At 60.7% G+C, this 16,998-nt stretch carries 17 protein-coding genes and 2 pseudogenes; 7 read left to right on the top strand and 12 right to left on the bottom strand.

Going from position 1 to position 16,998, the window contains the following annotated elements; genetic code table 11:
- Window positions 1–267 precede the first annotated feature (267 nt).
- Both BB934_RS44675 and BB934_RS44670 read left to right on the top strand, forming a co-directional pair.
- Entirely contained in the window at window positions 268–2,031 is a 1,764-nt protein-coding gene (locus tag BB934_RS44675) for a transposase (protein ID WP_099515943.1), read from the top strand.
- Window positions 2,032–2,146: 115 nt separating this feature from the next.
- Window positions 2,147–3,055 (top strand): alpha/beta hydrolase, encoded by a 909-nt coding sequence (locus BB934_RS44670; RefSeq protein ID WP_099515942.1) that lies wholly within the window; start codon window positions 2,147–2,149, stop codon window positions 3,053–3,055.
- Between the two features lie 183 nt (window positions 3,056–3,238).
- Here the strand turns inward: BB934_RS44670 and BB934_RS44665 are convergent, their stop codons facing one another.
- The 7 genes from BB934_RS44665 to BB934_RS51400 form a co-directional block, all read right to left on the bottom strand.
- A complete protein-coding gene (locus BB934_RS44665) occupies window positions 3,239–3,862 on the bottom strand; it encodes a hypothetical protein (protein ID WP_099515941.1) in 624 nt (207 codons plus the stop codon).
- 64 nt (window positions 3,863–3,926) lie between these two features.
- On the bottom strand, window positions 3,927–5,465 hold the full coding sequence (locus BB934_RS44660) for a DnaB-like helicase C-terminal domain-containing protein (protein WP_099515940.1): 1,539 nt from the start codon (window positions 5,463–5,465) through the stop codon (window positions 3,927–3,929).
- 129 nt (window positions 5,466–5,594) lie between these two features.
- Window positions 5,595–6,395: a YdaU family protein gene (locus BB934_RS44655; protein ID WP_157934724.1), complete on the bottom strand. Its 801-nt coding sequence runs from the start codon at window positions 6,393–6,395 to the stop codon at window positions 5,595–5,597.
- Window positions 6,392–6,748 (bottom strand): hypothetical protein, encoded by a 357-nt coding sequence (locus BB934_RS44650; RefSeq protein WP_099515938.1) that lies wholly within the window; start codon window positions 6,746–6,748, stop codon window positions 6,392–6,394. The genes BB934_RS44655 and BB934_RS44650 overlap by 4 nt, the downstream gene beginning before the upstream one ends.
- Complete coding sequence (locus BB934_RS44645; protein ID WP_099515937.1) at window positions 6,738–7,064, bottom strand: winged helix domain-containing protein; 327 nt, start codon at window positions 7,062–7,064, stop codon at window positions 6,738–6,740. Before BB934_RS44645 ends, BB934_RS44650 begins: the two co-directional genes overlap by 11 nt.
- The gene (locus BB934_RS48230) at window positions 7,057–7,254 is read right to left on the bottom strand and encodes a hypothetical protein (RefSeq protein ID WP_157934723.1); all 198 of its coding nucleotides are present in this window, start codon (window positions 7,252–7,254) and stop codon (window positions 7,057–7,059) included. The genes BB934_RS44645 and BB934_RS48230 overlap by 8 nt, the downstream gene beginning before the upstream one ends.
- A 74-nt stretch (window positions 7,255–7,328) precedes the next feature.
- Window positions 7,329–7,556, bottom strand: coding sequence for a helix-turn-helix transcriptional regulator (locus BB934_RS51400; RefSeq protein WP_157934722.1), 228 nt, complete (start codon window positions 7,554–7,556; stop codon window positions 7,329–7,331).
- 298 nt (window positions 7,557–7,854) lie between these two features.
- Between BB934_RS51400 and BB934_RS44640 the strand changes: the two genes are divergently transcribed.
- Window positions 7,855–9,192: an ISNCY family transposase gene (locus BB934_RS44640; RefSeq protein WP_099508213.1), complete on the top strand. Its 1,338-nt coding sequence runs from the start codon at window positions 7,855–7,857 to the stop codon at window positions 9,190–9,192.
- A gap of 1,029 nt (window positions 9,193–10,221) precedes the next feature.
- Window positions 10,222–10,353, top strand: coding sequence for a glycine zipper domain-containing protein (locus BB934_RS51540; protein ID WP_472436451.1), 132 nt, complete (start codon window positions 10,222–10,224; stop codon window positions 10,351–10,353).
- 69 nt (window positions 10,354–10,422) lie between these two features.
- On the opposite strand, the gene BB934_RS44630 is transcribed toward BB934_RS51540, so the two are convergent.
- The 4 genes and pseudogenes from BB934_RS44630 to BB934_RS44610 all read right to left on the bottom strand — a co-directional run bounded on the left by BB934_RS44630 (window position 10,423) and on the right by BB934_RS44610 (window position 12,968).
- Entirely contained in the window at window positions 10,423–10,998 is a 576-nt protein-coding gene (locus BB934_RS44630) for an IS630 family transposase (RefSeq protein WP_237050334.1), read from the bottom strand.
- On the bottom strand, window positions 10,962–11,384 hold the full coding sequence (locus tag BB934_RS44625; protein WP_099510510.1) for a helix-turn-helix domain-containing protein: 423 nt from the start codon (window positions 11,382–11,384) through the stop codon (window positions 10,962–10,964). Before BB934_RS44625 ends, BB934_RS44630 begins: the two co-directional genes overlap by 37 nt.
- A 341-nt stretch (window positions 11,385–11,725) precedes the next feature.
- Window positions 11,726–11,959, bottom strand: a complete 234-nt coding sequence (locus tag BB934_RS44615; protein ID WP_099515934.1) for a hypothetical protein — start codon at window positions 11,957–11,959, stop codon at window positions 11,726–11,728.
- A gap of 51 nt (window positions 11,960–12,010) precedes the next feature.
- Window positions 12,011–12,968: pseudogene (locus BB934_RS44610) on the bottom strand (IS630 family transposase).
- 310 nt (window positions 12,969–13,278) lie between these two features.
- Between BB934_RS44610 and BB934_RS44605 the strand changes: the two are divergent.
- Window positions 13,279–13,983 (top strand): annotated as a pseudogene (locus BB934_RS44605) (IS6 family transposase).
- Window positions 13,984–13,996: 13 nt separating this feature from the next.
- Here BB934_RS44605 and BB934_RS44600 read toward each other — a convergent pair.
- Window positions 13,997–14,185 carry a metallophosphoesterase family protein gene (locus tag BB934_RS44600; protein WP_099515933.1) on the bottom strand — a complete coding sequence of 63 codons (189 nt, stop codon included), beginning with the start codon at window positions 14,183–14,185 and terminating at the stop codon, window positions 13,997–13,999.
- A 1,047-nt stretch (window positions 14,186–15,232) separates the two neighbouring features.
- On the opposite strand from BB934_RS44600, the gene repC reads away from it, so the two are divergent.
- Entirely contained in the window at window positions 15,233–16,387 is a 1,155-nt protein-coding gene (gene repC / locus BB934_RS44590) for a plasmid replication protein RepC (RefSeq protein WP_099516146.1), read from the top strand.
- Window positions 16,388–16,506: 119 nt separating this feature from the next.
- Window positions 16,507–16,857, top strand: a complete 351-nt coding sequence (locus BB934_RS44585) for a WGR domain-containing protein (protein WP_237050833.1) — start codon at window positions 16,507–16,509, stop codon at window positions 16,855–16,857.
- Window positions 16,858–16,998: the final 141 nt, after the last annotated feature.

Raw genomic sequence — 16,998 nt, 5'->3', positions numbered from 1 at the left:
TATCTGCGTACAATATTTGCTGCGTAGCGTGCCGGACAATACCTCTTCTTCTCACGTACACTCGCTTTCTTCGCAAATTTTCCAGCGAATGCCCCGAGTGGGTAATCTACATGGAGATCCACATTTTGAGCACTTCGGCGTGTGTATTTTCGCGTTGACAGCAGGAGTCCCGGTATTCAATCTATCAGAACAGTGCGCCAACAAATTCAGTATTCGGCCTAAAAATCCGCGCCAACAATACGTTGGGGAGGATTTGGAGACGAGGAAATGTCATTAGAAGTACTGGATGCTGCGCGCGTGGCACGTGCGAAGCGAGCGTATACGATCCGCCGCGTCGCCCCGGACGCCATGAAGACCCTCATCGTTGGGCCGTCTGTTGTTCCTGCGTCCGGCGATCTTGTGCTGGTCCGCATCGACGAGATCGGCAAGCAGCGGCGCATCGAGCTGACCGACGGTCGGCGCGCTCATCTCTTCTCCGGCGATGAAGCTATCGTCTGCTTCGGCAACCGATATGCGCCCGACCAGTACGAGGGAGTGATCGGAGAGGATTTGAGCAGCTGCGATCTCGTGGCCGCAGGCGGCATAGCGTCGTGCGAGATCACGCGCAACGAGCGGATGATTCCGTCGACTCGCATCACGCCCCTCGGCCTCATCGGCGATGCACAGGGCAAGCGCCTGAACCTCAGGAATTTCGCGGTCGACGGATCGGGTTCTGCCCCGTCCATTCCGGTGGTGCTCTCGCTGGGAACATCGATGAATGCCGGGAAGACATTCACCTCGACATCGTTGGTGAGAGGATTGAAAGCAGCCGGCTACCAGGTCGCTGCCATCAAGGCGACCGGGACAGGCGCGGGAAACGATCTCTGGATCGTGCGCGACGCAGGCGCCGACGTCGTTCTCGATTTCACGGACGGGGGACTCGCAAGCACCTACCTGATCCCGCTGGACGACATCGTCGCGGCAACGAAACGTCTGATCGGCAGCGCCGCCAAGGCCGGCTGCGACATCGCGGTCGTGGAGGTTGCCGACGGGCTGCAGCATCTGGAGACCGCCGACGTCATCCAGGCCAAGGGGTTGTGGGAGAGCTGCGTCGGCGTCGTGTTCGCGGCCTACGATTCGATGGGCGCGAAATGCGGCGTGGATACCTTGAGGGCGGCCGGTCACAGGGTTCTCGCCGTCAGCGGACGCCTAACCCAATCTCCCCTGATGATGCGGGAGGCCGCGCGCTCGACGGGCCTGCCTGTCTACACCCCCTGGGAGATCCAGGACGGCGCTCTCACGTCCGCCATTATGGGCACCAAGGTTGCCGACGAGATCAACGGGCAGCGCTGCCGCGTCGAGATATGGAGGGACCACGATGGTGCGATGCTCGGCGCCGGCGCCGCGAAGGCGCATGCTGGCGAGCGGCTGACCGCCCCGCCGGCTGCTCGGGATAGCACCGCGGGAGGCATCCGCGAGCTTCTGAAGATGGTGGCCGACAAAGTCATGGCCGAGGAGGTGTCCCTGGCCTGCGGCGCCGGGACGAGGAAGCGCTGCACCGGCCGGATCAACCACCGGAGCGGTTACCGAACCCACACATGGAAAACCGATCTCGGCAGGATTGACGTCCGGGTGCCGAGAATTCGCAAGGGCGGCTACCATCCGGCCTTTCTGCATCAGGAGCGAATCCCGGCGAAGGAACTGGTTTCGCTGATTGCCCGCGCCACCGCGTCGGATGCCACCCCCTGCGACCTCGAGCAACTGCTCGCGCGGATGGGCACGTCCGGAACGTCGCCGCAGGCGATTGCGGATTGGAGCCTCGAAGTCAAACAGCAGGCGCACCGTTTGGGACTCGATCTGGCCAGCATCGGCACGATCGACTCCGCCCTCAGGGGCGAGCCTAGTGCGGAGCAGCGACGGAAATCCATCAGGGATGAATATGGCGTAGTCGCGGGCTATGGTGACGACCATGCCGAAATGGACCCGTTCGTCAGGGTCGAGACCATGCCGATGAGGCCCGCCCGGAGCGTGTCGGGTTTCGGCGGCAAATGACGGCCGGTCGGACGGTGACGGCGCCCGGGTTCGGGTATCGCGCGCAACGGCGAAGCGTGAAAGGCGGACGGCGCGTCGGGATCTTACGCGAGATGGAATGATGAGAGTGGAAGGGTTGTTTCGTCGGTCCGCGGCCCTGGCCTGCACGACGGTGCTCGCGGCGGCGCTGGGCCTGCTCGCAGTCGCCTTCGGGCCGTTGGAGAGCTTCGCCCGCGAGCCCGGGAAGGACAAGATCACGGCCTATCTTCGCGAGGGTCCGATCACGGTCTACACCTATCGCCCTACAGGCTGCGAGAAGCCGTCGTTGCTGTTCGTGTTTCACGGTCTCGGGCGGAACGCGTACTCGTACCGCAACTCGGCGCGCGAGCTGGCCGACCGCAAGTGCATGATCGTGTTCGCGCCGCTGTTCGACCGGGAGCGGTTTCCGACCTGGCGGTACCAGAGAGGCGGAATCGTTCAGGACCAGAAGCTCCTCCGCAGGGAGCAATGGACCGTATCCCTCGTGGCGGAGCTTGTCGCCTGGGCCAGGCTGGAGGAGGGGATGCCGAGCGCGCCGTATTACCTGTTCGGCCATTCGGCGGGCGGGCAATTCCTGTCGCGTGTGGCGGCCTTCGACCCGCCGCGCGACGCCGCCCAGATCGTGATCGCGAACCCCTCCACCTATGTCCTTCCGTCGACGTCGGAACCCGTCCCCTTCGGCTTGGGCCGCGTGTTCGGGCCCACCGAGGGCGAACGCCAGCTGAGCACCTATCTCGATCTTCCGATCACAATCTATCTCGGCAACGACGACACGGGCGATGAGGACCTCTCTCAATTCCCCGAAGCAGTGCGCCAAGGCGGGAACCGGCTGGAGCGCGGCCGGTTCGTGTTCGATTCCGCGAAGTCGATGGCCCGGGCCAACGGCTGGAACTTTCGCTGGCGGATGGTCACCGCCTCCGATGTGGGGCACACGGCGCGGGGCATGCTCCAGGCCGACGAGGCGATCAAGGCCTTCGGCTTGGACGAGCCCGCAACGGTGCACTAGCGCCTGAACGGCACCTTGTTGCTCGATTAGGCGAGTTGATAACTGGACGCCTTGTTGCACGAATAGGCGATTTGGCGGCGGGAGCGGGATGGCATAGGAGAGCTGGCCCCACTGATCTCGGATGCCTATCGTGCCATTCAAAGCGAACGCTGCTCGCCGTCACCACATCCGAGATGTCCTGCCCTATGCGATAGACCTGCCCAGCATTTTCTCGGTGCTGGAGATCAGAAACGCGAGCGTTTGCCGGTCTGCTTGGTGGCAGGCCTCCACATACCGCCAGTACGTTGCCCAGCGCATCCATTTCGGCTTCGTGGGCAGTTTCTCCAGCAAATTCGAGCTGCCGCCGATCCGTGCTCGTGCCCTGCGAGCGCGCCGGCGGGCCTGCTCGCCTGCACCCTCCCGCTGGATGGCATAGCCCAGGCCATAGGCCTGCCGGGATGCGAAAACACGGGCATCTGGGGGAAGATGCAGCTTCATCACCCGTTGGCCAGTCTGCGGGCATACAAACCACCACCGGCGGCCACCATAAGGTGGAGTCGTCGCTACCAGCCGGATGCTCTGGCTTGGTAGATGACCGAACCTCCCATAGGGGTCAAAGCACGTGATGTTCATCAAGTGCAGTAGGCCAGTATCCTCGCCGAGATGGGCCTGGTAGGCCGCCTGGCAGGACGGCCGGTTGTTGGACCACATCCATTGCAAAGTACCGGACTGGGTACGGCCCAAGACGAGGCCGGCGCGCGGGAGGTGGCGGACATCGAGAGTGATGCTGTTTTCAACCGTCGGACGCCCGCCGCCACACCTTGCCATTCACTTGCTCCTGAATCCTAAATCTTCTGGCAAACCATACAACCGAGTTAACAGGCGTGTTGTCTTAGTGGTTGAGAGGCACTCGGTTGAGGCCTGCATAGCCTGGGTAGTCCGCTGAGTGGTACCGGCCCGATTGCAGGTCGAAGGTCATCTTGAGCTTACAGGGGTAGCCCAACTCCTCGAACCGGCTCTTGCGCTGATAGAACTCCGCCTCGGTGTTGCGCCCGTTCTCGTCCACGAATTTCGGGCGGTGCACGACAAAGCCCTGATCGACCATGTTGTCCCAGTTCTTGGAACCGGAGATATCCTCCAGCTCCGGCGCTCTTCCCTTGCGGGTTGCGTCCATTTTGGCCGGATGCGCCAGCACCTGCACGTGGCAGTTCAAGTCATGTGCGAAGGCGTGCAGCGTGCGCAGGCAGCGGCCGATGTAATCGGTCTCATTCTCGTTGCGCTCGCGCGCTGCCTCAAGCCGGTTCCACGGGTCAACCTGGATGATGCGAGCACCATGTCGGATAACCGCGACCTCCGCCATGTCGAGAAACCATTCGAGGGAGGGGCGCTGCTCCGGATGCAGGATCCAGAGGAAGTGATCATTGATCCAGGCATCGGCAGCCCGGATGTCCTGTTCTGACATGGCATGCTCCAGCTTGCCTGCATAGAGCTGACGGAGCGTGCGGCGGTGATGTGGCTTGGCTCGCGTTTCGAAGGAGGCTATGGCGGCGGATAACCCGTACTGCTTACAAATCTGATACCAAATCTGCATGAATAGGGTGGTTTTGCCGTGGCCTGGATGGCCGGTGACAACGCTCAACGTGCGGGGTGCGAGGTGCACCTTGCTCTCCCATTCAGGAAAACCAGGATGCCAGAGCGTCAGGGGAGGGAGCTCTGGCACCTCGCTTAGCCGGTAAACGCCCTCAACCGGCCAGGACAGGGCACGGTGCGTTACAAGCTCCTGGAGTGCTGCCGGTCCGTGCCGGCGCAGAACGTCATTGGCGTCCTTACAGCCTTCTGGCCACTCAATATAGTGGAACCGGGCAGGGCCGAACAACTGTATCATGTCGGCACGCAGCGCGAGGCCCGGGCCGTCATTGTCGCCGCACCAGACGAAGCGCCTCACTCGGCCAAGACCATTGCGCAGTGCCTCTTCCACATAGCCATAGCCCCGCAGTTCCGTCGGAGCATCGGCCGGGCGTGAGCGGGCACCGTTCGGCACGCTGATGATCTGTTCAACTGGGACGCCAGCCTCGACCAGGGAGGCTGCATCGATCTCGCCTTCGGTGCCGTAGATCGTCTCCGAGCCTGCGGCACGCTCAATGTTGAAGAACTGGAGCTTGCCGCCCTTTTTAGATGTGAAGGCTTTCACCGGAAACGCCGCCGCCTTCCAGTTCACCACCTCGTCTGCGGTGCGGTAGGGGAACACCAGAGCCTCGCTCTGGCCGTTTAGCTCAGGGAAGAACATCGTAGCGGAGCCGACGCCGAGCCGCTCCAAAGTCGCTCGGCTGATCCCGCGCATGTTCTTGGCGTAGGCCACGGCCGCGGGACTGAGTACCGACGGCACTACCGCTCCAGTCGCAGTGCCAGCAATGGAAGATTGCCCCGTCATTGTTGATCCTCACAGAAAGGCATCGATCGTGTTTCTTGCGGCGGGTCGGCGAGCAGCGCGGGCATGGCGTGCGGTGCTCGCCGGGACGGTTTGGGACACCGATCCCGAGGCCACGCAGGCGCTCCAGCATCACCATCCCACGGCCTCACCCGCTTCGTTCAGGAGTTCGCCTAGGCAGCGCCAGTGCCGGCCATCTCGCTCAACCAGAACACCGGTAGCCCGACGTTCAGTGACCCAGGAGGGCACTTGTGGACTAGGGGAGGACGCCTTCCCGCTTTGCTGCAGGTTGCGAATGATTGCGCCTAGGTACTGACCGGGTTTTGCCGCCTGCTCGGCACCATCCAGCGCTCGGTTCGCCTCGATGAAGTCGTGACCGGTGAGCGCCAGAAGCTCTGTGCAGCGGGTGCGGCTGATCCCTTTGTCCTTGAGATCTTCCAGACGAGCCCAGAACCGGTCTTCCGCCGAGATGCCGGTTGGACCGGGCGTTGCGCTCTGACTCTCTCCTTGATGTGATTGTGATTGTGGTTGTGATTGTGATTGGTTTGGCCCGGCTTCGGCAGTACTCTGCTCGGGCTGAAGCATTGCTTGAGCATGGGTTGGCTTTTGCTTGGCCCGACCTGAAGCAAGGCCGCCCTGCCGACCGGCGGCGGCGCGCCTCTGGTACTTCTCCTGGGTTACCTGCAGTTCCGTGTCGATGCGCTTGTGCCGCCAGCCCGGCGCGAAGAAGTCGGCGAGGGTCGGGCGGATTTCCAGCCATTGCTCCAGCGGCAGACGAACAATGCGGGCGAGTTTCGTATCATCATCAGGCAAGCCTTCATTGCGCCAGTAGTGGAGGATGAGCATGAGGTAGGCCCCATGCTCGAGGGTGCTCAGATGCACGGTGTCGGCGAGATAGTCGCCGGGGTAGAAGGGCATCCAGGGGTGGCTCATGCCGCCTCCTGTTCCAACATCCAGGCCCGATTGAGCCATGCTGAGAGGCGGTTGAGCTGGGGCGCCCACGCGATGATGTCCTGGGCCTCGCCCTGCTTGTCGAGGATGAGGAAGAGGAAGGCGCGAACGCCCTCCATTTCGTTGTTGTCGTGGCGGCAAAACTCGAAGCCAGCCTCGTCGAAGACAACATAGCCCGCACGGATGGGTGCCGATCCCAACAGGGAAGGCAAGGGAACGCCGTACCGGGCTAATTCATCAGGCTCGCGGCGAAGGAGGTCCTGACTGGTCCAGAAGGCGCCGGCGATCTGAACTGAGCTGGCGACCCGTGTGCGAGAAAAAGGGTTAGTCGGCATAGTTGAAAGCCTCCGTCAGATCGATACCGGTGATCAAGATGTCACTGTGCAGGACGTAGCGAAGGCGAAAGCCGCGACCCTTCAGATCCTTTGCACGAACAGTTTTGATGCCAATCCCCACCTTGCGGAGCTCGCAGATCAATTGGCTCAGGCCTGGGGCCATCAGGCTCTCAGGCGAGCATCCCAATCTGCCAGCCTGCATGAGGTGGATCAGAGCCCAGGCGAGCTCGTCTTCGAGTTTGAGCTTGTGGCGCTCGTCAACATAGCCGCGGATTTCCTTGAACGGGTTATGGAGGATCGGGTTCGTCCTAAGCATGGGGCACCTCATGAAACAGGCCGGAGAGTTCGACGAGCACAGCCGCCGTGACGGGGCTGACATGAGAGCGACGGACGATGGCGCGGACGGCCGGGATGGCCAGCAGTTCGAGATTGCGCTGGTGATCGATGCGCATTGGACAAGCAGAAGCCTTGCGCCGCCTGCGCGCTGTGATAGACAGATTGTGCATGAAAATATCCTTGCCCCGCTGGAGCCGCGCCTCTTGTGGGGCTTTTCTTTGAGGCGCTGGCGTCGTGGGTCTGATTAGGCGGTCACTGGACGGCTCTGACGCGCTGCAACCCAGTCAATTAGGTCGCCAAGCCGCCATCCCAATTTTCTGGCGCCGAGCTGAATGGGCGCAGGTATGCCACCTCTACGATAGAGCCGCCTGAGGTGCGATACGCTGAAGTTCAGAAACGCCGCTGCTTCGGACGTATTTAATACGCGTTGACGGACAATGCCGTCAGGTAGAGAGGTTAGGGTCTGTGTCATCCTCAGGCTTTCTGCTCATCGAGAGTGATCAAGATTGATCGAGCGAGAGAATGCGTAATTCTAGTGAACTTGCCTAAATGGTTGAGGAATTTTTTTCAAATAAAGTTCTACCATAAGAAAACAGTCTCGAAAGCCCACCGGCCCTTGTGGCGGGTAAGACTAGCTAGTTTCCGTCCACAAACGGCAAACGTTTGATTTCATTACGTGAATCATATCTTTGCGCGAGCAAGGCCCGGCGGTTTCAGGTATCTTGGATCATGCCACTGAGTCCAAAGCCCTGCCCCCGCCGGAGCCGACAATGCGCCAAGAACGCACCGTCCAAGCCAGCATATTCGATCTTTTCGCCACGCACGAGATCGGCTGCGAGTTGAAGGCGATGTCGCAATGGCTGGATGAGCATTGCGATCTGTTTGCCGTGGTGGCGCGAGACCTGTGTCGGGGCGGCATCAAGGCGACCGGACGGCAAGGTCTGCCAGCCGAAGCCGTATTGCGCTGCGCGATCCTCAAGCAGTACCGGCAACTGAGCTACCAGGAGCTGGCCTTCCACCTCGAGGACTCCGCTTCATTTCGCGCCTTTGCCCGACTGCCGTGGTCGTGGAGCCCGCAGAAGTCGGTGCTGCAGAAGACGATCAGCGCGATCCGGCCCGAGACCTGGGAGCAGATCAATCGGGCCCTGCTGTCGGTCGCTCGGCAGGCGAAGCTCGAAGACGGTGCGGCGGTTCGGCTGGACAGCACGGTGACCTCGGCGCTCATGCACGAGCCGAGCGACAGCAGCCTGCTGTGGGATGCTGTGCGGATCATGGTGCGCCTTCTGAAGCGGGCCGATTCCTTGGTCGGCGGCGCCGGCTCATGGCGCAATCATTGCCGCGCAGCCAAGAAGCGCGCTCACAAGATCCAGTTCACGCGCGGTCGACCCAATCGGGTCCGGCTCTACCGCGAGCTGATCGCCATCACGCGCGCGACCTTGGCCGATCTGGAGCAGGCGAGCGAGCGTTTGGCCGTGGCAAGCACGCCGCTCATCGCCCTGTGGCAGGTCCAGGTTCGTCACTATCGGGCGTTGGTCGAACGCATCATCAGGCAGAGCGAGCGGCGGGTGTTGGCCGGCGAGCCGGTCCCCGCCGACGAGAAGGTGGTGAGCCTGTTCGAAGAGCATGCTGATATCATCGTCAAAGGCAGTCGCGACACTGAGTATGGTCACAAACTCAACCTGACCACCGGCAGGAGTGGCATGATCCTCGATCTGGTGATCGAAGCCGGCAACCCGGCCGACAGCGACCGCTTGCTGCCGATGCTGGCGCGCCACGTCGCCTTCTATGGCCAAGCGCCGCGGCAGGCGGCAGCCGATGGCGGCTTCGCCACGCGCAACAACCTGGCCACAGCGAAGGCGTGGGGCGTCTGCGACATGGCCTTCCACAAGAAAGCCGGCCTCAGGATCGAGGACATGGTCAGAAGCAAGTGGGTTTATCGCAAGCTGCGCAACTTCCGCGCCGGCATCGAAGCCGGCATCTCATGCCTCAAACGCGCCTACGGCTTGGCGCGTTGTACCTGGCGCGGCCTCGATCATTTCAAGGCTTATGTCTGGTCCTCGGTCGTGGCCTATAACCTCGTTCTCTTCACCCGCCTCAAAGCGACCTGAACCGAGCAGGCATCGCGATTGCGTCACGCCGGCCACAGTCGGCCCTCGGGACGTGCGCCTAACCGCGCCCACGACACCATTTTTGTCGACACTCAGCGCTCTTCACCCTGCCTATCCTCGTCAAAGCCGCTCAAACTCGGCACAACCTATTGTAAATGCTCCGAAATGCGCACGTTTATGGACGGAAACTAGGCTAGATGTTGGGGATCTCGCAGGTTCCTCTGCGAATTTCTCGAAAGTTTCCTCAGCATCGCCTTCACATGTTCCTTTACGGCATGCTGATTGGGCTCGAGGGCGCTCTGCTTCGGTTGCGTCATCCAACCCTCCTAGGTCATGCGGCGCACATGACAGGTCAGGATGACGATGGCTTACTCAAGAGACTTCTTCTGTGACCTAAGTCACACAATTCTCGGTCCAGAACTAAAGTCTCGATTGCAAATGCTCTCTGCCTTGTCCCGCAGTTAATAGGCTCGGGCATTCAGCCTTGATTGACCGGGCACCAATCCTGGGGTCACTTGCGCCAGGCGGCTAAGGGTGTGCCATGTCAGCGAAATGTCCTAACTGCACAGAGTCATTGTTGAGCGTGAAGACCTACAGCGTCGATATTGAAAGCTCAGGGGTCCTACAGAGCGGTACGGTCTATGCTTGCCCAGCGTGCTCTGCCGCTATCACCATCTCACTAGGAGCGCCGCCTATTGTAGCCGGGACGGTTCTGGAATCTGTGACGGATGTTTCAGTCAATCCGGAGGACGCGCATCCGCGCTTATCTCAATAACCCCGGCCTCAGCACGCGTGGCACGAAAAAGGGGCCTCGTTACGCACGAGGCCCCTAAAATTCTGGAGCGGGCGTGCGGTGCTGCCCCGCCGCCGTGCAAGGTGGAACCTCGCCGTTGCCTGCTTCACCCGCGATGCACCAAGGATAACAAGCATTCGAAGCCGAGCAACCGAACTCGTGAGCTACCCCAACATCCCACTACATCAGACGCTGCCTTTCAAACTATTGCCGCATCTACCACACAGGGTCCAAGGATGGCCTTAGGAATTGCAGTTGGTGTCGGTGTTAGTGCTGCCCTTGGTGCAGCACTGAACAACATCGCTATCGGCATCGCGATAGGCATCGCCCTTGGTGCCGCAGTGGGGCATTTCTCCAAGCGCTGGTAAGACTGCCGCTTGATCACCGTAGGCTCTCTACCTTGATCCGAAATCGAGCCGCCTAAAGCGCTTTTGGGATCAGTGTAGGGCATAGCCGGCATGCCTGATCCAGCCTCGGGCATCCTTTGCGGTGATGGTGTCGAGGGCGGGTTTGAGTTCCGCTTCCAAAGCTTCAAGAGTGCGAGGCGCTTTCGCCTTGAGCCGCTCTTTCATCTTGGCCCAGGCGGGCTCGATCGGGTTGAACTCCGGGGAATAGCGCGGCAGGTACAAAAGCCCGATCCCGGCCTGCGCGAGCAGGTCTCGCACTTCTGTGGCCCGATGCGGGCGCAGGTTGTCCAACACCAGAATGGCATCCGGCTTGGTGCGTTTGAGGGCCGGTACCAGGATTTGCTCGAGATAGGCCAAAAGCACGGAGGTCGAGGTCGAGGCCTCGATGCTCATCGTAGCGACCAGGCCCTCACAGGCGAGTGCGCCCAAGACCGTCAGCCGCTGCCACGAGCCGAGCGGGATGGAGCCATAGGCGCGTTGCCCACGTGGCGCTCGCGCATGAGTGCGGGCCATCTTGGTCGTCACTCCGCTCTCATCGAGGAACACCAGGCGTTCCACGGGAAGCTCGCTCATCTGCTGGCGATAGGCCTCGCGCTCGGCGGCAATCTCGGGCCGCTCCTGCTCGGCCGCCCGAAGGGTCTTTTTTTCGGACGCAGCTTGAGCCGCTTGAGCGCCTCGCAGATCACCGCCAGACACACCGTCACGCCCGTTCGCTCGGCCAGGCGCTCGCGGTACTCGCGCAGCAGCGCGTCATTGTCTTCGGCCACGAGCTGACGCAGCACCTCCAGAGCTGCTGCATCCAGGCGCGAGGGCACGCCGCCGCTGTGCGGCTTGGGACAGCGTCGGCCCTCCTCGCGCTCTTGGCGGCGCCAGTTCGAGACGGTGGCGGGGCAGACCTGGAAGCGGCGGGCAATCTCAACCTGAGGAAGGTCGCCACGCGCACAGGCGACAAGAACACGCTCACGCAGATCAGGAGAATAGGGCTGGGGCATGGTTTGCCTCCCGGGCCATATCCCAGTCAACGCACAGACCACCCGAAGCGATTCAAGTCCAGATCAAAAGCGCTTTAGTGGACCGTCAGGCCGAGCATCGGCCCTACGAGATTCGTCAGACTGACGGCCAGCATGAAGGTGGTTAGGGTCACGCTGACAAAAAGGGAGGCGATAAATACGGCCTGCATGACATCACCTGCATTGGACTGGAGCGGAATTCTGTCCTGTCCCAGGAGGTTCAGCAATGGTATCGCCCGAGGTAATTCTTTCTCGCTCGCCGCAAGCTGCAATAGGCGCAAACCTCTTGGCCAGTTCCTTCTCGACTTGCTGCCAGAGAGCGGTCAGCAGCCGACACAGATACTCTTCGTTGTCCTTTTCAGCTTCTCGTCGCGAGTGCGTTCCAGCGCTTCCGACTTCTTGCGTTGGGCCTCGGCCATGGCAGCGCCCTCTTCGGGGCTGAACGTCTTTGCAGCTACGGAGCCATTTGCCGCCCCCTTTGTCGCCTGTCCTTGGGCCTGAGCAGCGTGAGAAGCAAGTGCGAGTACAAGTACGGCGACGGCGGTGACAATGCGCATTGAAATGCTCGCTAGGAGAGGTCTCACTCCTAAGCCTAGAGCATCGGACGGTTAAACGGACGCATATCCGGCAGCCTTAAGGTAGTTCCAGCACTCTTGTGGTTCGAACAGGTTGCAGATCTCACCGAGCGCTCGCCAGAGCGCGTCGAACGTTCGGGCCTCGGCCTTGCGCAAGTGCGCTTTGATCTTGGCAAAGGCCTGTTCAATTGGATTAAGATCAGGCGAATAAGCAGGTAAAAACAGGAACCAGGCTCCGCGTTGCTTCAGACACTGAGCGGCCTTCTCGCTCTTGTGGACAGCCAGGTTGTCGAGGATCACCACATCGCCTTTGCGCAGCGTCGGCGCGAGCTGCGTCTCAATGTAAGCCTCGAACGCCAACCGGGTGATCGGGCCATCGATGATCCACGGCGCGCACAACTCGTTGCACCGTAGCCCAGCCAGAAAGGTATGGGTTTTCCAGTGTCCAAAGGGAGCTTTCATGCGTAGGCGCTGGCCCCTGCGGCTCCGCCCGCGCAGGCGCGTCATCTTGGTGTTGACATACGTCTCGTCCAGGAACACCAGCCGGTGCGTCTCCTGGCGCATGCGCGGCTGGCGCTGGGCATGCCAGACCCGGCGCTCATCCCGCACATCGGCGCGTGCGCACTCCGCCGCCATCAGGCATTTTTTTATATGAGAAGCCGTGCCGGCACAGGAAGCGCGAGAGCATCGCGGGAGCCGCAACGATCCCATGCTCAGTCAGCAGCCTTGCGGCCAGCTCGGGCATGGTGATGGCCGGCTCGGCCTCGACCGTCTGGATCAAGAAGCTCTCATAGGGCACCAGCTTGCCGCGTCCGGGCGGACGGCCTTGCCGGGCCGGTGCCGGCGAGCCGAACCGCCGCTTCCGCTGCACCAGCTTGATGGCGAAACTCTCGCTGACGTCAAAGTGCTGGGCTGCCGCCCGGCAGGAATGACCTGCATCGACAAAGTCGGCGACGCGCACCCGCAGATCCAGGGAATAGCAATGACCCATAATCCACCTCCCAGTCCAGGCAGTGAATCACAGCTCGGCCTCGCACAGAAGCCAGGAGTCTCATTTCCGGTCCGAGGCTCTAGCACGCAGATGGGAGCCGCACGGCCGTCTATTCCGCGGCTAAGTGCACCATTAATGGTGGCAGCCCTTCTTTACGAGTGAGCCCTAACTCTCAGAGACCTTCCTCGACCTAGACTTTGGGACTGATTTCGATCATCCGGATGCAACCTCGGGTGCGGCGGGCTTTGTCGCAAACCGTTTGTTTCAGAGTTTCAGCTATTGCTCTCTCGGTTCAGCGACGGAGGATGGCATGTTTAAGGGCAGGCATTTTGATCGATCCGTGATCCTGCTCTGCGTGCGGTGGTATTTGGCTTACAATCTGAGCCTGCGGAACCTGGAGGAGATGATGGCTGAGCGGGGCATCTCGGTCGACCATGCGACCGTTCACAGATTGGTTGTCCGCTACTCGCCTGAGTTGCTCGAGCGCTTCAATCTTCGCAAACGAAGCGTCAGCCGGAAATGGCACGTGGACTAGACTTACATCAAAGTCCGAGGCCATTGGAAATATCTCTATCGAGCCATCGACAGCAACGGTGACACCATTGAGTTCTGGTTCAGCGAGCGGCGCAACCTCACGGCAGCCAAACGCTTTCTGGCCCGAGCACTGAAGCGGCATGGCCGTCCGGAGCGGATCGTCATCGACGGCAGCCAGACCAATCGCGAGGCGATCCTGTCCTGTGACACGACAGACCGGCTACGGAATACGTCTCGGCGAAAGCTGAAGCCAATCAGGATCCGGCAGAGCCAATATTTGAACAACCTCATTGAGCAGGATCACCGTGCCATCAAGCGGCGGGTGCGGCCGATGCTCGGGTTCAAATCCACGACCACTGCCCGTGTGATCCTAAGTGGAATCGAGATGGTGCACATGATGCGTAAACAGCAGGCGAAGTACGCCTGCAATCCGCAGCCATCATTGGCCGAGCAGTTCAATCTGCTCGCCGCCTACGCCTGAGAGGAGATCTCAGCTATCTTCGCGCCTCTGCTGCGAATTTGCGACGCAACCGGTCGACGCGCTCATCGACGGCGAAGTCGGCGAGCTTCTCGAACGCGCGCCTGGTTGCGCCGATGAGCTTTTCCGCCTGCTCTCCGGCTCGCTCCCTCAGGCCCGATAGCGGGCTATCGAGGTGGAGATCCGCCGCATGAATGAAACGCATGTGCCCCCGCGCTGGGGCGTGACACTTGTTGCTGCCCCAACGCTCAGCTTGGGGCAGGTGTGAGGGCAGCGACAAGTGAACAAAGAAGGAACTGCGCTCCTGGTTAGGCGCGAACCTTGGACACGTGATCTAATAGTGACACCGCTTTCCATCGAGTTGGTTTCGTAGCGATTAGGATGCCCACTCAGCATCGGGTTAGATGGGCGGCAACCAGACGAATGGGGCGTGTATTCAGCGCAACGATGCGAGTGCCGCTAGATACCATACGACCAAGGCGCAGTACCGGCATGGTGATATCAAAACGAATTCCGCGCGCCGATTCTGGAGGCTTCCAGAGTCTATTTCAAATAATCAAGGGCCTCAGCAGTTCGGTTAACAGTTATTAACCGAGGAGCGCCCCCGTCGCCGAATCGTAATGTGAGGTCGCTTGTTGAAGTTTAGGGCGAATACTAAGGCACTGCGAATCGAGTGTGTAAGTACGAGTCGCCTGGAACCGGGCTTTTACATGCGAATTGACTCCGCCGTTTTGGCTAAATGATTCTGCGAAAAGAAGTTTCCCACTGCTGAATCGATCTATTGTGAATGGATTCTTGACGCGCGACTCCACAGCCAACTCAGAATCGGTCATTCCTCGTATCGCTACGAGCAATACGGGTGAATACCATGGCTGATGAAGCGAGCCGCAAGCGGACTCAACGCCTCCGTCAGACACGTCGCGAAAGGGGTGACCGGGAAACCAATATTTGGCTTCCACGGGAACTCGGCGATGCAATCGACGAAGCCGTCGTTAGCGGGCGCTATCCTTCGCGCCAAGTGGCGATCACGCGTGCTCTCGAAGCAGCCTTCTTCCGTAAGGAGCCAAACACGGTGACATAACCGGCAAAGCAAAAGGCCCACGAAGCTGGAAACTTCGAGGGCCTTTGGAGAACCACCGAGGGGTGGCCCAAGATCTGTGTGACAACGATCTTATGCCATCCCGACAAGCTGCGTGTCAAGAGCATCGGTTTCGGTGAGCGCTCCAGCTTTGCCCTCAACATGGAGGGTACGATGCAGATCGCATCGTCAGGAGGCCGGCGGCTGAGACATGCTGCTTTGGCCGCGAGAGAACTTGTGCTCGAAAATGGGCGCACGGTAACGCGAAAAGAACTATCTGCGGCAGCGCGTGAGGCTGCCAAGGCCCTGGAATTGCGGAACGGACCCCGATCGGTCCTGTCCGAGCTCGTCGCCTGCTGGGGCGAGCAGGAATGGGAGCGGCTGCTGGTGTGGCCGTCCAACGATTACCTGATGAGCCGGACCGGTCTCTCGGAGCGCTCCGTCCGGTATGCGTTCAAGGTCCTTATCGAGCAGCAGCTCATCGTCCCGAAGGAATCTCCGAACGGAAAGCGCTACGCGGTCAAAGACTTGGCCGGAGAGCTGGTCGACGCCTTCGGCTTCGACCTGACCCCCGTGTACGCCAGGCGAGGGGAGTGGGCTGAGCGTCTCATCGAGATGAAGCAAGTCCAGGAAGCCCGTAAACGCGCCTTTGACGAGATCACCATTGCCAGGCGGGCCGCCGAAGAGGCCCTACGTGCTTTGGCCGAGCATTATCCCGATCTCGATCGCTCCGACCTGGAAGAACAGGTTAAAGGCCTGAAAGCCCGCACGCCTGTGCGCAGCACGAAGGCCATGCCGCATGCGATCCTCGATGAGTGGATAGCGCTGAGGATGGCATGCGAGCAAGCTTTCTTAAAAGCGGGCAATGGCGGCAAGGACTGCCGTCACACTAATAACAACAACGGATCTCCTAGTGAGTCTTGTAACAAAGGCTTTCCGAAGAAAGCTGAGGCGGTTCGTCAAAGCGAACAAACCTCAGAGCACCTATCACCGGAATTGATCCTTGAGGCCTGCCCCACCCTCAGTGACTACGGTCAGCCGGTACGGGATCTCGCGGACCTCGTCTCGGCCGGCCGCTACCTGCGAGCCGCGCTCGGGGCGCACGAAAGCGCCTGGGCCGAGGCGGTGGAGGACATCGGAACCGTCAGGGCGGCCATTGCGGTGATCTACGTCCTGCAACTCTACGAGGACGATGCCGCCCGGAACGGCGGGGAGAGCCGGATCAAGAACCCGGGCGGCTACTTCCGCGCGCTCATCCGCATGGTCAAATCCAGCAAGATTGACCTCGCCGTCGAACTCCTGGCCATGAGGAGGCGAAGAATGGCGTAGGGAGGGGAACCGTGCGCGTCGAGATGACGACTGGCCAGCGTACCTGGGTTCAGAGCGCGGCAACAGCAGGGTGCATCACGGATGTGAATCGTTGGTGTGCAAAGGATTCAGGAGTTTGATTGGACCTCGCCGAGGCCTTTGCGCAACATGGGGGCATGTCTGAAGACGCGATCCAGTACCTGGTGCTCGACAGGTGTGATCCCACCTGCAACATGGCTCGCTACTATGTCCTGGCCATCGAACCCAGCCTGTTTGGCAACCCCACCCTGATCCGTGAGTGGGGCCGCATCGGCCTGCCAGGGCAGAGAAGGGTTGAGCTTCACGAAAACCAATCCCGAGCAATGGAAGCTCTTGAAACATGGCTCCAGAGAAAGCGGCGACGCGGCTATGAGCTCAGAGATGGGGCTGCCGCGAGGGCGGCCCCGACCGGTAGCAACTCCTGCCAAAGCCGGGCGGACGGCTCATGGTAAAGGTGAACTGGTCCGAGAGGGAATTGTTTTTCACGCAAGCTCGTTTGCAATCACGACATCGAACAGAATTGGCCTCAATCTGTTGTGATGCATGCATCATACCCATGACACAGATGGCCGACGACGATGGTCTGGCCGAAC

Origin of the sequence: Microvirga ossetica (assembly GCF_002741015.1) — a bacterium.
GTDB lineage: Bacteria > Pseudomonadota > Alphaproteobacteria > Rhizobiales > Beijerinckiaceae > Microvirga > Microvirga ossetica.
The sequence above is the reverse complement of the archived record's forward strand: the minus strand, read 5'-3'. Positions and strand labels throughout refer to the sequence as shown.

What these genes read in the sequence shown, in the direction of transcription:
- BB934_RS51540 (WP_472436451.1), top strand. Translation starts at nt 10,222, where the DNA reads ATGGCCTTAGGAATTGCAGTTGGTGTCGGTGTTAGTGCTGCCCTTGGT.
- BB934_RS44645 (WP_099515937.1), bottom strand. Translation starts at nt 7,064, where the DNA reads ATGCTTAGGACGAACCCGATCCTCCATAACCCGTTCAAGGAAATCCGC.
- BB934_RS44650 (WP_099515938.1), bottom strand. Translation starts at nt 6,748, where the DNA reads ATGCCGACTAACCCTTTTTCTCGCACACGGGTCGCCAGCTCAGTTCAG.
- BB934_RS48230 (WP_157934723.1), bottom strand. Translation starts at nt 7,254, where the DNA reads ATGCACAATCTGTCTATCACAGCGCGCAGGCGGCGCAAGGCTTCTGCT.
- BB934_RS44655 (WP_157934724.1), bottom strand. Translation starts at nt 6,395, where the DNA reads ATGAGCCACCCCTGGATGCCCTTCTACCCCGGCGACTATCTCGCCGAC.
- repC (WP_099516146.1), top strand. Translation starts at nt 15,233, where the DNA reads ATGCAGATCGCATCGTCAGGAGGCCGGCGGCTGAGACATGCTGCTTTG.
- BB934_RS44625 (WP_099510510.1), bottom strand. Translation starts at nt 11,384, where the DNA reads ATGCCCCAGCCCTATTCTCCTGATCTGCGTGAGCGTGTTCTTGTCGCC.
- BB934_RS44600 (WP_099515933.1), bottom strand. Translation starts at nt 14,185, where the DNA reads ATGCGTTTCATTCATGCGGCGGATCTCCACCTCGATAGCCCGCTATCG.
- BB934_RS51400 (WP_157934722.1), bottom strand. Translation starts at nt 7,556, where the DNA reads ATGACACAGACCCTAACCTCTCTACCTGACGGCATTGTCCGTCAACGC.
- BB934_RS44615 (WP_099515934.1), bottom strand. Translation starts at nt 11,959, where the DNA reads ATGCGCATTGTCACCGCCGTCGCCGTACTTGTACTCGCACTTGCTTCT.
- BB934_RS44675 (WP_099515943.1), top strand. Translation starts at nt 268, where the DNA reads ATGTCATTAGAAGTACTGGATGCTGCGCGCGTGGCACGTGCGAAGCGA.
- BB934_RS44640 (WP_099508213.1), top strand. Translation starts at nt 7,855, where the DNA reads ATGCGCCAAGAACGCACCGTCCAAGCCAGCATATTCGATCTTTTCGCC.
- BB934_RS44660 (WP_099515940.1), bottom strand. Translation starts at nt 5,465, where the DNA reads ATGACGGGGCAATCTTCCATTGCTGGCACTGCGACTGGAGCGGTAGTG.
- BB934_RS44665 (WP_099515941.1), bottom strand. Translation starts at nt 3,862, where the DNA reads ATGGCAAGGTGTGGCGGCGGGCGTCCGACGGTTGAAAACAGCATCACT.